Origin of the sequence: Butyrivibrio sp. Su6 (genome assembly GCF_900108105.1) — a bacterium.
GTDB lineage: Bacteria > Bacillota > Clostridia > Lachnospirales > Lachnospiraceae > Butyrivibrio.
Map to the genome: position 1 here is coordinate 247,257 of NZ_FNUR01000002.1, position 12,509 is coordinate 259,765.

The 12,509-nt window shown below is 42.7% G+C and carries 12 protein-coding genes; 10 read left to right on the plus strand and 2 right to left on the minus strand.

Translation table 11 applies throughout. From position 1 onward, the window contains the following. The first annotated feature begins 153 nt into the window (after positions 1-153). The 3 genes from C4S54_RS03520 to C4S54_RS03530 all read left to right on the plus strand — a co-directional run bounded on the left by C4S54_RS03520 (position 154) and on the right by C4S54_RS03530 (position 2,300). A complete protein-coding gene (locus tag C4S54_RS03520) occupies positions 154-1,545 on the plus strand; it encodes a transglutaminase domain-containing protein (protein ID WP_103868293.1) in 1,392 nt (463 codons plus the stop codon). Further along, positions 1,530-1,910: a DUF1284 domain-containing protein gene (locus C4S54_RS03525; RefSeq protein ID WP_103868294.1), complete on the plus strand. Its 381-nt coding sequence runs from the start codon at positions 1,530-1,532 to the stop codon at positions 1,908-1,910. Before C4S54_RS03520 ends, C4S54_RS03525 begins: the two co-directional genes overlap by 16 nt. Before the next feature lie 165 nt (positions 1,911-2,075). Beyond that, on the plus strand, positions 2,076-2,300 hold the full coding sequence (locus tag C4S54_RS03530) for a hypothetical protein (protein ID WP_103868295.1): 225 nt from the start codon (positions 2,076-2,078) through the stop codon (positions 2,298-2,300). Here C4S54_RS03530 and C4S54_RS03535 read toward each other — a convergent pair. After that, a complete protein-coding gene (locus tag C4S54_RS03535) occupies positions 2,297-3,493 on the minus strand; it encodes an MFS transporter (protein ID WP_160110667.1) in 1,197 nt (398 codons plus the stop codon). The two genes, C4S54_RS03530 and C4S54_RS03535, sit on opposite strands and share 4 nt — an antisense overlap. Positions 3,494-3,530: 37 nt before the next feature. Further along, complete coding sequence (locus C4S54_RS03540) at positions 3,531-6,017, minus strand: bifunctional diguanylate cyclase/phosphodiesterase (RefSeq protein ID WP_103868297.1); 2,487 nt, start codon at positions 6,015-6,017, stop codon at positions 3,531-3,533. Between the two features lie 192 nt (positions 6,018-6,209). On the opposite strand from C4S54_RS03540, the gene C4S54_RS03545 reads away from it, so the two are divergent. The 7 genes from C4S54_RS03545 to C4S54_RS03575 all read left to right on the plus strand — a co-directional run bounded on the left by C4S54_RS03545 (position 6,210) and on the right by C4S54_RS03575 (position 12,473). Then, the gene (locus C4S54_RS03545) at positions 6,210-7,142 is read left to right on the plus strand and encodes a DUF1848 domain-containing protein (protein WP_103868298.1); all 933 of its coding nucleotides are present in this window, start codon (positions 6,210-6,212) and stop codon (positions 7,140-7,142) included. 96 nt (positions 7,143-7,238) lie between these two features. Next, a complete protein-coding gene (locus tag C4S54_RS03550; RefSeq protein WP_103868299.1) occupies positions 7,239-8,351 on the plus strand; it encodes a glycoside hydrolase family 88/105 protein in 1,113 nt (370 codons plus the stop codon). A gap of 166 nt (positions 8,352-8,517) precedes the next feature. Next, positions 8,518-8,907, plus strand: a complete 390-nt coding sequence (locus C4S54_RS03555) for a DUF4342 domain-containing protein (RefSeq protein ID WP_022775166.1) — start codon at positions 8,518-8,520, stop codon at positions 8,905-8,907. Positions 8,908-9,085: 178 nt separating this feature from the next. Continuing rightward, complete coding sequence (locus C4S54_RS03560; protein ID WP_022775164.1) at positions 9,086-9,256, plus strand: hypothetical protein; 171 nt, start codon at positions 9,086-9,088, stop codon at positions 9,254-9,256. A 50-nt stretch (positions 9,257-9,306) separates the two neighbouring features. Continuing rightward, positions 9,307-10,296, plus strand: a complete 990-nt coding sequence (locus C4S54_RS03565) for a DUF4003 family protein (protein ID WP_103868300.1) — start codon at positions 9,307-9,309, stop codon at positions 10,294-10,296. Between the two features lie 177 nt (positions 10,297-10,473). Beyond that, positions 10,474-10,926, plus strand: coding sequence for a PaaI family thioesterase (locus C4S54_RS03570; protein ID WP_022775161.1), 453 nt, complete (start codon positions 10,474-10,476; stop codon positions 10,924-10,926). Positions 10,927-11,069: 143 nt separating this feature from the next. After that, complete coding sequence (locus C4S54_RS03575; RefSeq protein ID WP_103868301.1) at positions 11,070-12,473, plus strand: carbon starvation CstA family protein; 1,404 nt, start codon at positions 11,070-11,072, stop codon at positions 12,471-12,473. The last annotated feature ends 36 nt before the right edge of the window (positions 12,474-12,509 follow it).

The following is a 12,509-nucleotide window of genomic DNA, read 5'->3' on the forward strand; positions in this document are numbered from 1 at the left end:
GAAATGGCTAAAAATATTTAAAAAAATTTTATGCTAATATTCCAAAATAATAATATGTCAGTGTTATAATGCGCTTGGGGAGGCTGATGAGGCCTCTTTTTGCTTAAAAAAATTGGGCACCTTAAGGATCACGGATGAGAGGAGAAGGTGACGATGAAAGATTTTCTTGCAAAGATACTGTATTTCATACTGGCACTGATCATTTTGATGTGCGTGTATATCGGACTGTGCGCAGTCAATCCTGCTTTGTCGGAGCCGCTAAAGCAGGTCGTAGCTGACATTGAGGAGAAAAAGAGAATCAGTGCAGAAAGTGCGGCTGCAGCAAGCGCATCTGCAGCAAGCTCAGAAGCGGCAGCTACAGAGACTTCTTTGGAAGAGGAAACAGAAAAAGAGTCTGAGGCAGAAGAAGTCAGTACAGATGGGCCAGAGACAGCGCATCCCTATAATTTTGATCTGACTTACAAGGATTATGTTGATGCGTGGGACGACAGCGTGGTTGATGAAGAGAGCAAAAACAATCCTGATTATAAGGAGTTTGTGGATGCTTTCATAAATCCTTCGGAAGATACGTCTGAAGGGGATTACCCCAAAGACAGTTCCCATATGCTTTCGCCGCAACCTGAGATTGTTGATATTGAAGATGAAAAACAGGCGCAGGAGATCATCGACAGCATTGATCAGGGTGAGACCGGTGAAGGTCTGGAGTTTGATGAACTTTACTATCCTTACTATCATATGCTCAACGACAGATGCAAGGCTTTGTACAGGCAGATGTACGCCAATGCCGTTGCGCTTAACACGAAGTTTGCGCCCATAAATGAGGCAACCACCAATAAAGAGGTGGAGAGCGCGTTCTGCTGTCTTTTGGATGACCATCCGGAGCTCTTTTGGGTGGACATATCCTATTATTTCCAGTATGACTACAATGGAAATGTTATAGAGTTTGACTTTGATTTTTATAAGAATTTCAATGATATTGCTTCAGCGCGAGGCAAATTTGAGGCTACAGCCCAGAGCCTGGCAGCAGGCGCTCGGAGTTTAAGTTCTCCTTATGAAAAAGAGCTGTATATCCATGATCTGATAGTGGATAAGCTCAATTATCAGTACAATTCGCTGGATCAGAGTGCCTATAGTTCGGTGGTATTGGACAATACTGTATGTGCAGGCTATGCCCGCTGCTTCCAGTATCTGATGCAGCTTGTTGAGGTTCCGACCTACAATTGTCATGGTTGGGGCGGAAGCGAGCGCCATGCCTGGAACATAATCAAGCTTGATGACGGTTTCCACAATGTGGATTGCACCTGGGATGATTCGCTGGCTGGTTATGACTATTTCAATCTTAGCGATGCGGAAAACAAGAGCCACAGAAGAATGGAGTTTTCGGTTTATCTTCCTCCATGCGTTTCATCCGATTACAAGCCTGCATCAGGGCAGGAAACTATCAATGCTGGTTCGGAAGCAAATTCCGCTGCGAACAATGGGAATACTAATATTTCAATAGAAGTAGAAGAGGAAAGAAGATTTATATCATGGAGAAATGTTTAAGACCCCATCATGGGATGTGCTTTCAGTTCTATGAAGGCAAGGGCTACAGTGCTGATTTTACAGACCATATGGGACGTGTGATAAAAGAGCTAGAGGCTTCCCCGGAGCAGAAAGTGGTGCTGAAGGCTCAGACAGATGTTGTCTGCAAAAATTGTCCAAACAATGAGGGTGGCCTGTGCAGCTCTCAGGACAAGGTTATCAGATATGACAAAGAAGTGCTGAAGGCTTGCGGACTCAGCGATGGATGCGAGATTTCTTTTGACAAGTTCACAGGGCTGGTTAAGACCAGGATCATCAAGGCGGGTATCAGAAGCGATATCTGCGGTGATTGCAGCTGGGACTATATCTGCAGGAGTAAGGAGTAGCCGAGACGACATCTGCAGTAATAATGAATAGTCACGATATTTTGCTAAAAAAGTGAAAATAATAATAGAAAGTCGCCGTATCGGTCATATATCCATAAGCCTTTCCGGAATATACTTTAGCTATAAGAAAAAATAGTTTATGTTCTTGAAAGGATGGTGTTCATTATGTTATCACTATTATTTATAATATTTTTCTTCTGGATTTTTGGAAAGATGATCGGCTTTGCATTCAGAGCAAGCTGGGGAATCATGAAGATTATGTTTACACTTGTATTCCTTCCACTTATTCTTTTCGGGCTTTTGATCAGAGGACTTGTTTACATCGCACTGCCTGTACTATTGGTAGTTGGGCTTTACAGTCTCATCAAGCACGTTCAAGACGAGGTTTAAGAGGCACCATTGGTGCCTTGGCTCCTCTTCAGGTACATCCTACCGGCGCAGATAGCTGCGGCAATTGAGAAGATATAAAAGGCGGCCAGTATTCCAATGGCCATTCTCATTCCCAGGTGTTCTGCATTGAAGCCGGTGAGGGCTGTGAAAACAACACCGCCGATGCCCGTTGCAGTGGTGATCATGCCGGTCGAAAAGGCGGTGTTTTTTCCGGCGAAAGGAATCATCATATTGAGGACGCATGGATAGATGGCGCCGCTGGCAAAGCCAAGAGGGATGCAGAGCGCAAATACCACGAGGCTGTTATCCATAAGAGCTACAAGGACGGTGAGAAGTGGAATTGCCACAAGGGCAGTAAGCAGGATGGCTCTGGCTCTTTTTGCAAAATAGCCCACGAATACTCTCGAAGGGATCATCATTGCCCAGAACACTGAGAGGGCGTAGCGTCCGAGGCCTGAGTCCAAAACGTCCGCGAACAGAGTTTCTACAAAGTACGCAAAGCCGTTTTCAAATCCAACATAGATGCACATGATAACGCAAAGAAGCAGGATTCCCATAAGGAAGAATTCTGTTTCTTTTTTTGTGGACCCATCTGTGACAGCTCTCCTGGCAGCAGATTCTCTTTTCCCCTCTCCTGATGCCATGATTCCGGCAAAAGAAATGAGGCTTCCCACTGCGAGAATGGTAAAAAGAACTTTCCAGGTAAGCCCAAGTCCAAGGTAATACTCCACAACAAGCGGAGCCACCAAAGCTCCCAGGGCATACATGGAGGTCATGAATCCGATTTTTTTGCTACCGCTGATGGGATAGGAGTCTGCAAGAGCAGCGATGGATATAAACTGAAGTGCACTGGTGGTTAGGCCAAGAAAGAACACACCTACAACAAATGCACTTTGTAGACCAATTATCTGGATTCCTGCGGCGGCCACAAACTGGATCACCAGCAGGAGCTTTATACACTTTGTTTTGACGTTGGCGTCTGCCCATGCGCCAAGGATCAGAGGGGCAAGCATGGTGGCAAAGAGCTCAGTTGCCGCAAAGAGGCCTTTGGAGGTCTCGGAAAGATCGTAGTTTTGCCCGATGCTTCGAAGGCTGGCCTGGTAGCCGCCTGCTTCAAAGCCGTTAATGAATATGATCAAAAAAAGCACAAGCCATAAAAAGTCGAACTTTTCAGATTTATCATTACTGTTCATGGAAACCTCCTGAGCAGATATGCTTTTTAAGTACCGTCTACTGCTGAATGCGGTCAAGGACCTTGTGGTACATGTTTTCATCTGTGGCTTCTTTGTCAGATCTGAGCATTGCTGAAATGCTGACTTTCAGCGTCATCTTGTTGCCATCGAGCTCTCTTATAGATTCAATTGCTTCTTTTAACTGACTGCACAATTCATCAACTTCAGATTGCTTATCGGTGTATAAAAGAAGCGCAAAATCTGACTGTATCATTCTGGCCACAGCACAGCGGTCCTTTGTGACTTTCAGTATTTCCTGGCCCATTCGTTGCAGAAGCTTATTAATAAAGTCTTCTCCATAGTCAGCCGCAACCCTCGCATGCTTTATGTCTCTAAGTATGATGAGAGCATAGTCGCGCCCAAGGTCATGGTAGTTCTGGGAATAATCAATAAGGGCATCAAGGAAACCTTTTTTATTCATAAAACCGGTAACAGTGTCAGTTCTTTTTACGTTATAAAGTTTGTCTATTCTGGCCATTTCCTCATCAACATCAAAGAAATAGCCCATCAGGCCGATAATCTCGTTACCGTCATATATAGGAGTTTTGAAGCACATGATGTTATGGACAATACCTTTGACGATGCAGTATCCCGGAACACCTGAAACCACGGCTCCTTTGGAAAGAACATCAAGTTCATCGTTTCTGTATGCTTTTCCGTCGATATGCCAGCCCATGTCCTCATCATCTTTACCGAGGATATCGTCGATGGTAAAGCCGTAGAAGTCAAGGAACGCTTTGCTGGCGCCCAAAAACCTTCTGTTTTTATCCTTCCAAAAGAATTTAAGATGAGAGGCAGTTACAGTGTTTTCCCACATTTGTGCATACATTTGTGAGTCATCTGAATTAAGCCCGTAGTCTTCGCGGTTGTATAATTCCTGGATTTTGTTAAGGATTGAGTGGGTATCGTCAGGAGTTGGCTTTGTGCACATGAGGAATTCTTGTTCCTCTGTTCCTGGAATAAGCATGAGCGACAGGCCTTTCCACTCATAATTACCGTCACTTTGCTTGATCCTGAACATATTCTCGACATAGCCTTTGGAACTGTTTTCTATGCGGCTGTTAAGTGTAGACCAGTCGCAGAAAACATCAAACTTCTTGGCGTCAGCCAGCGCTATATATTCCTCTTTGAACTTTTGTGTATAGGTATTAAGATCCATGCCATCGCTGGAGCTGCCCTTCATATAACGGAATTTTCCAACCATTGGAATAATTGTGTTATTAGATGGATTGATCTGAGCCACAGTGTCAAACATGTGATTTATTTCTTTTAACCTGAAGTCAAGGCTGTTTCTTTTTTCAATATTTGTATCAGAAGATATATTGCGAATGGAGCTCATAAGGATATGGCTTCCGGCGTTTTCTGCAATCTCTTTTCCCTTAAGACAAAGAATGTTTCCATCAACAGTAAAGTAGAAGGTTTCAAGGTTCTTACTCTGCTCAACGGTATCAGCGAATTTTCTGAGCTGAGAATTTATGGGAGAGTTGGAATGGAATACTTTCTGATCGATATCTTCCTGGTCGTAGGATCTGCCAAAAGCCTGTATTTTGTAGATGTCATTCATGAAAAGAGTTCTGAGAACTCCGTTGTCATCTTCTAAAATGGCCAAAGGTTCATCAGTATGCCTTGCATGGAAGCTGGCCACATCGTAGAAATGGCGCCACTGCCTCTTTTCAATCTCAATTTTGCTCTCTTTGATATGGTCAAAAAAGTCATTTATGGGCATTGGTTTGCCGTAGTAATAGCCCTGGAGTCGGCCACAGCCGATGTTTTTTAGAAACTCCACCTGCTCCTGGTTTTCCACGCCTTCTGCCAGCGTCATGATATCAATTTCTTTTGCCATGATGACTGTAGAAGTAATTATGGCCTTGGATTTGTCGTCAAAGGAGCGAAGAAATGACATATCGAGCTTAAGGGTGTCGAAATGATAGTCCTTAAGGACAGTAAGAGAGGAATAACCGCTTCCAAAGTCATCCATCCACACCTCATAGCCGGTGCTTCTGAAGCGCTCTATCATGCCGGACATCAGCTCAGCGTCAGATACGATCATGCTCTCGGTTATCTCAACATGAATGTAGTCCCTGGGAATATCGTACTCGTCCACCGCATCCTCCAAAACCTTGAGCATGTCAGTGGCTTCAAGGTCAAGGCGCGAGAAATTGATCGATACCGGAACGGCATCGAGACCATTATGAATACGCTCTGAAATGTCGGAGCAGACTTTTTTAACCATCCAGCAGTCAAGCTTGTGGATTTGCCTGCTCTCTTCGAGAGCGCCTATGAATTTATCAGGTGAAAGAAATCCCATTTCAGGGTCGATCCATCTTGCCAGAGATTCAGCGCCGCAAAGCTGCCCTGTGAGCGCGCGAACAACAGGCTGGTAATAAACTTTTACCCAGCAATTTTCCAGTGCTTTCTCAATATTAGCAACCACGTATTCCGCGATTTTTTTGCGTTCCTGACTATTGTCTGAGGCAAGTGGCATGAACGTAATCTCCGTGAAAAAATTATTGCTATATTGAGCATAACATAAGTTGAGTACCGATAGTAAATAATATTATTAAATGATTATAAATATGACAAATTTAATTATTGTTTCCAAATAAGTTGTTTGCAATAAGTGGTGGTTTCCGCGTAATATAATTATGGAGCTTTAAGTATTTGAAAGGATATAAGTATGATAATTCAGACCGGGTCTCGCACAGATATTCCGGCTTTTTATGCTGACTGGTTTGCAAACAGGCTAAAAGAGGGCTTTGTCTATGTGCGGAATCCTTACAATATGACATATATTACAAAGTATTTGCTAAATCCTTCGGTGGTTGACATAATCTGCTTTTGCTCAAAGAATCCGAAACCCATGCTTAAATATCTGGATCTTTTGAAACCATATGGAATGTATTGGTATGTGACGATTACGGGCTACGGAAGGGACATAGAGCCCAATGTTCCGGATATACCTGATGTGGCAGAGACCTTCAAAAGACTCTCTGAGTTTGCGGGCGTGGATTCAATGGGATGGCGATATGACCCGATTTTCCTGGATGACAAATATACGAAGGATTATCATCTTGAGAAGTTCGAGGAGATCGCATCGACCCTTGATGGCTACACACAGACGGCAGTTATCAGCTTTATAGATATTTATCAGAAAGTGAAAAAGAACTTTCCCGAGGCGAAGCCCTTAGAAAAAGCAGACAGAATGTACCTTGGTGAAAAGATGGCTCTGATTGCGAAGGATCATGGGATGACGCTTCGGCCCTGCGCTGAGGGAAATGAGCTGGAAGTATTTGGCGCAGACTGCAGTGGCTGCATGACTCAGCCAATGTATGAAAAGGCTGTTCATAACAGCATGAATTTTCCAAAGGTAAAGAATGCGCGGGCTTCCTGCGCGTGCTATCTTGCGAATGACATAGGCATGTATAACACGTGCCTTCACATGTGCAGGTACTGTTATGCCAACTATGATGCGAAGACGGTGATGGATAATAATGAGAATCACGATCCGCTTTCGCCGCTCCTTATCGGGCATGTCAGGCCAGAGGATGAGATTCATCAGGCAGAGCAAAAGAGCTGGATCGACGGGCAGCTTTCATTTGATTTTCTGTGAGATGTAAACTAGAGGAAAAATACCAGTAATATCAGCGGATAAGCAATATTTACAGTTTGTTTTTGGGGTAAAATAATAAATGTATTGGAGGTAGCTATGGATAAGTCTTTTTTAGAGAAGAAAATTGAGCAGGTTGTGGATAAGCTTCTTAATCTTGGTGGAGCTGACTATGAGCAGGACAAAAAGATGTCGGTTGAGGAAATTATCAAGTCCGGAAAGTGCGCCAGGGATTATGGCATCGAGGAGTGGGACTGGCCGCAGGGAGTAGGTCTTTATGGACTGTATCTTTTGCAGAATTACAGGAAGAGCGATGAATATATGGATTTCTTTGTGAACTGGTATGAAAGAAATCTTGAGATTGGGCTTCCGTCCAGAAATATTAATACATCATGCCCATATCTTACGCTTATAAGCATTCTTGATAAGATGCCCGACAAGGAAAAATATGAGAAGTTATGCCTTGATCAGGCAAAGTTTCTTATGGAGGAGCTTCCAAAGACTAAAGATGGTGGATTCCAGCATGTGACAAGTGCTATCGGCGACAGAAACGGTGTCATGTTAAACAATGGCCAGATCTGGGCTGATACCCTGTTTATGGCAGTTCTTTTCCTACAGAAAATGGGCATAAAGTATGACAATGCTGCCTGGAGAGATGAGGCAACCCATCAGTTCCTGGTACATATAAAGTATCTTTACTCCAAGCAGACAGGGCTTTTTTACCATGGATTCAGCTTTGAGAGAAACGACAATTTCGGTGGAATATACTGGTGCAGAGGCAATTCATGGTTTACGCTTGGCGTTACTCTTTTCCTTGAGGACGCGGATTATCTTGATGGCGGCGTAAGGCAGTTTATTGTGGATACATTTGTTGATCATGCTGAAGCTTTGAGGAAATATCAGGGTGCGAGCGGACTTTTCCACACGGTTATAGATGACGAGACTTCTTACGAGGAAGTTTCCGGAACAGCTGCCATGGCAGCAGGACTTCTTCGCGGAATAAAGCTTGGAATTCTATCAGAAGATTACAAAGACTGTGCGGCTAAGGCTATCGCAGCTATATGCGACAATGTGGATTCAGACGGCACAGTGCTTAACGTATCGGCAGGCACAGCTATGGGCATGGATGCACAGCATTACAAGAACATTCAGATCCGTCCAATGGCCTACGGCCAGTCCCTTACACTGGTTGCCCTCTGCGAAGCGCTGTAAGTTGGATAAAAGGAAGCTGATTTCCTGCTGATTCTCAAAAATGGCAAAATAACGTAGATTTTTTTGCTAAAGAAAACATGTAATTGAGGCCGGGGCAGCAATACAATGTATTCATAGTACAAGCAACTAAAAACATTTTTTTAAGAAAGGATGTTGGTGAGGAATTATGAATATTACATTAGAAGCTGTTGAAAAAGTAATGGAGCAGACAGGCGTTGATTACAAAGCTGCAAAGGAAGCTCTCGTTAAAACTGACGGAGATGTTGATGCAGCAATCAAGCTGATCCAGCCGGATTCAAAGGATGTCAGCGATGACATCAAGGAAGCAATGGACAAGCTTAAGAAGAAAGTCGAAGAAGGAAATGTTGACAGAATTCAGATCAAGAAAGGCAACGAGGTAGTATTCAGCGTACCTGTTAATGTAGGAATTGTCGGTGGAATTCTTGGACTGGCAGCAGCACCTTGGGCACTGATCGCAGGATCAGTTGCAGCATTCGGACTTGGATGCCGACTTGAAGTTGTAAAAAAAGACGGAACTACAGATGAGATAAAATAAATATCTTATGAACTTATGAATGAAAGATATAGTGGTGATAAAGTTATTGCCACTATATCTTTTATGTCCCATGAGCACACCTGAGTCAAATGAGCTTAAAAGAATTCATTTATACCTGCGGGTTTCTGTAGTATTATCATATACATATGCGTTGTGGCAGATAAACAGGAGGTTTGTCATGGAAACTTGGTATTACGTAGTAGAAAGTATTGACGGAGATTATGCTAATTTAAAGAGAACAGATATTGAATCTGAGGATCTAAAGCTCGTTGCGAGAGCTCTTTTGCCGGAAGGAATAGCAGAAGGAACGCAGCTTAAGTATGAGTTCATGCAGTATTCAATTGTATGATCCGGTAATGACAATTTAAAGAACAGACTGAATTTTGGGGAGAAAAGTGTATGAGAAGTGAAATTGAGAGAAGATGTGAATTGTTGGTGGAAAACAGGAAGCTTGCGGGGAAGGCTTCTTTATTGGATCACGGTCTTATGAAAGTTGTAGCCGCTTCTTTTTTTACAGAAAAAGACAAGACGGCTGACGTTGACCAGCTTAAAGATTGTAAAAAGCTTATCAGAAAAAAGCAGGGAATCTTTTCAGAAATCAGGGGAAACAATGAGCTGATCATTGCAGCCAAGATGGCTGCCAGTGGTAATCCTGAAGGGTATCTGGATAAGCTGATAGATGTGTATAAGGAATTTCAGAAGGGTAAGATCCTTGGTTCGTCTTACAGAGTCCTTGCTGCAGCTTCAATCTGCGATACAGGAAGGGCATCCGAGGCAGAAAGCCTTGTTGAGAAGACCTATGAGATTATGAAGGGCATGAGAAAAGATCATCCATTTCTTACTACGGATGAGGATACAAGCCTTGCAGTCCTTTTAGCAATGAAAAATAAGAGTACAGAAGAGATATTGGAAGAATTGGAGGCTATTTACCAGCTTATTAAAAAGAACTTTGCATTCCATGAAGATGCTGCATACTCACTTAGTCAGGTGCTTGCAACATTTGATGGACAGGCAGAGGTAAAGAGCGAAAAAGTAATGGAGCTTTTTGAGGCCTTCAAAAATGCCGGAGCAAAGTATGGTAAAGGCTATGAGCTGGCTTCTCTTGGAATTCTTGTGGGAATCGACAGGAATACAGAAGAACTTGTTTCTGAGGTTGTGGAAGTAGCAGAATATCTTAATGGCAAAAAAGGCTTTGGAATACTGGATATGGACAGACATACAAGGCTTATGCTTGGAACTATGATAGTTTCAGGAATTTATTCTGACGGAAATGTAGCAACTAGTGCATCTGTCGCAAGCAGTGCTCTTTCTGCCGTTATTACTGCGCAGCTTTGCATGTACGTAGCAGTTATGTCTGCGGCTTCTGTTTCTTCATCATCAAGTAACTGATGGAGTGCGGCATCAGGGAACAGATTTGCCAACTGATTGAAATTTAGAGCCTTGGGCGATATAATAATCACATAAAATCTGCTTTTTGTGGCAGCTGATACTCGTAACGGCTTGTATCAGCTGCCTATATTATTGCAGACTCATTGATAATAAGCACGAAAGGCATGGAAACAGAAATTGAGAAAAGCAAGATCAGAAAAAGAAAACGCAATGAGGGAGAAGATGATTCCCGAGTTATATGAGAACAAATATAACAGCTTCATTGGGTTTGAGATTATGGAACTGAGTTCAACTTACAGTAAAGCTAGGATTAAATGTGACTCAAGGCTTCATAATACATATGGCAGTATACACGGAGGTGCACTTCTTTCCTTCGTTGACGCAATGGCGGGAGCTACTGCAAGTATGAGCGGATATTACGCAACGACAGTATCCGCAAACTTAAACTTCTTGTTGCCTGCAGTAAATACAGAGTATATTTACTGCGAATGCATGAAGCTTAAGACCGGTAAGCACATTTTGGTATTTGATATAAGAGTTACTGATGATGACGGAAATCTTTTGGACAGTGGTGAATTTTCATTCTTTGCCAGCAAGGTTCCTGTTCTGGGTGACAATCTCAAGTTTTGATATGACAAAAAGATGGGTAAAAGACTCTGCGAAACAGCAGAGTCTTTTATTTTATACTTATTTTAGATAATGTGCTGACGCAGTATAGTAAAATTGATATGGATAACTACACTCAATGGGGAAAGCAAGGGGCAAGGAGAAAAATGATTTCGTTAGCGATTTCTTTAGTAGTACTTTTATGTGGATATTTGGTGTATGGAAAAATAGTTGAGAAGATTTTTGGACCTGATGACAGAGAAACTCCGGCGGTTACGATAAATGACGGAGTAGACTGTGTTCCAATAAAAACGGGCAAGGCCTTTTTGATACAGCTATTGAATATAGCGGGGACAGGCCCGATTTTTGGCGCTCTAATGGGAGCATGCTTCGGACCGGTTGTCTTTTTATGGATAGTATTCGGATCAATTCTTGGTGGCGCCGTTCACGACTATCTGTGCGGAATGATCTCATCAAGAAATAAAGGCGCATCAATAGCGGAATTATCAGGAAAGTACCTTGGTAACAAGGTTCGAATCGGAATGCGCGTATTTTCAATAGTTCTTTTGCTTCTTACAGGAACTGTATTTGTTACAAGCCCGGCAGCTCTTATTGCGAAACTTACTCCTGACATCTTTAGCACGAGTTTTTGGGTAATCATTATTCTTTTGTATTATATTCTGGCAACTCTCCTTCCGATCGATAAGCTTATTGGTAATCTCTATCCAATATTTGGAATAATCCTCATTGCGATGGCAGCAAGTGTTATGGGCGGAACCATTTTTGGAAACTACACTATTCCTGAGGTTACGTTAAAAGACCTCCATCCTGAGAATCTACCTATTTGGCCATTCATGTTTATAACTGTGGCCTGTGGAGCTATTTCAGGATTTCACGCTACTCAGTCGCCTATGGTAGCCAAGTGCATAACCAGTGAAAAACAGGGAAGAATTGTGTTTTACGGAGCGATGATATCAGAAGCTGTTATTGCACTGATATGGGCCGCTGCAGGAGTTGCATTTTATGGATCAACACAGCTTTTAAACGATGCATTGACAAATCTGGGCCAGTCCGGAACTGTGTATGAGATTTCAAGGACAATGCTTGGAAGTGTTGGTGGAATCCTCGCGGTGGTTGGCGTTGTTGTATGCCCGATAACATCAGGAGATACAGCTTTTAGAAGCGCCAGACTTATTATTGCCGAGATGACAAAGCTTGATCAGAGTAAGATAAAAAATCGTCTTATCATCACACTTCCTCTGTTAGGAGCAGGAGCAGTCCTTACTCAGCTTGATTTTAATGTGCTCTGGAGATATTTTTCCTGGTCCAATCAGACTCTGGCAATGATCGCACTTTGGACATTTTCAGCATATCTGCTAAAAGAAGGTAAGAGTAAAAAGAGCTCTCTTATAGCCGCACTTCCTGCGACTTTTATGTCAGCAGTCAGCATGACATACATTCTTATGGCAAAAGAGGGATTAAGGCTGTCTGCAGCTGTAAGCTATCCAATCGGTATAGCATTCGCACTTGCTCTTTTTATCTTTTATTTAATGAAACTAAAAAATAGATAAGAAGAATACAAACAGTATATTGGATAAAAGTTTTCT

Excerpts from the sequence above, each read along its gene's own strand:
- C4S54_RS03535 (WP_160110667.1), bottom strand. The coding sequence starts at position 3,493 with ATGAACAGTAATGATAAATCTGAAAAGTTCGACTTTTTATGGCTTGTG.
- C4S54_RS03545 (WP_103868298.1), top strand. The coding sequence starts at position 6,210 with ATGATAATTCAGACCGGGTCTCGCACAGATATTCCGGCTTTTTATGCT.
- C4S54_RS03550 (WP_103868299.1), top strand. The coding sequence starts at position 7,239 with ATGGATAAGTCTTTTTTAGAGAAGAAAATTGAGCAGGTTGTGGATAAG.
- C4S54_RS03560 (WP_022775164.1), top strand. The coding sequence starts at position 9,086 with ATGGAAACTTGGTATTACGTAGTAGAAAGTATTGACGGAGATTATGCT.
- C4S54_RS03530 (WP_103868295.1), top strand. The coding sequence starts at position 2,076 with ATGTTATCACTATTATTTATAATATTTTTCTTCTGGATTTTTGGAAAG.
- C4S54_RS03555 (WP_022775166.1), top strand. The coding sequence starts at position 8,518 with ATGAATATTACATTAGAAGCTGTTGAAAAAGTAATGGAGCAGACAGGC.
- C4S54_RS03525 (WP_103868294.1), top strand. The coding sequence starts at position 1,530 with ATGGAGAAATGTTTAAGACCCCATCATGGGATGTGCTTTCAGTTCTAT.
- C4S54_RS03565 (WP_103868300.1), top strand. The coding sequence starts at position 9,307 with ATGAGAAGTGAAATTGAGAGAAGATGTGAATTGTTGGTGGAAAACAGG.
- C4S54_RS03520 (WP_103868293.1), top strand. The coding sequence starts at position 154 with ATGAAAGATTTTCTTGCAAAGATACTGTATTTCATACTGGCACTGATC.
- C4S54_RS03575 (WP_103868301.1), top strand. The coding sequence starts at position 11,070 with ATGATTTCGTTAGCGATTTCTTTAGTAGTACTTTTATGTGGATATTTG.
- C4S54_RS03540 (WP_103868297.1), bottom strand. The coding sequence starts at position 6,017 with ATGCCACTTGCCTCAGACAATAGTCAGGAACGCAAAAAAATCGCGGAA.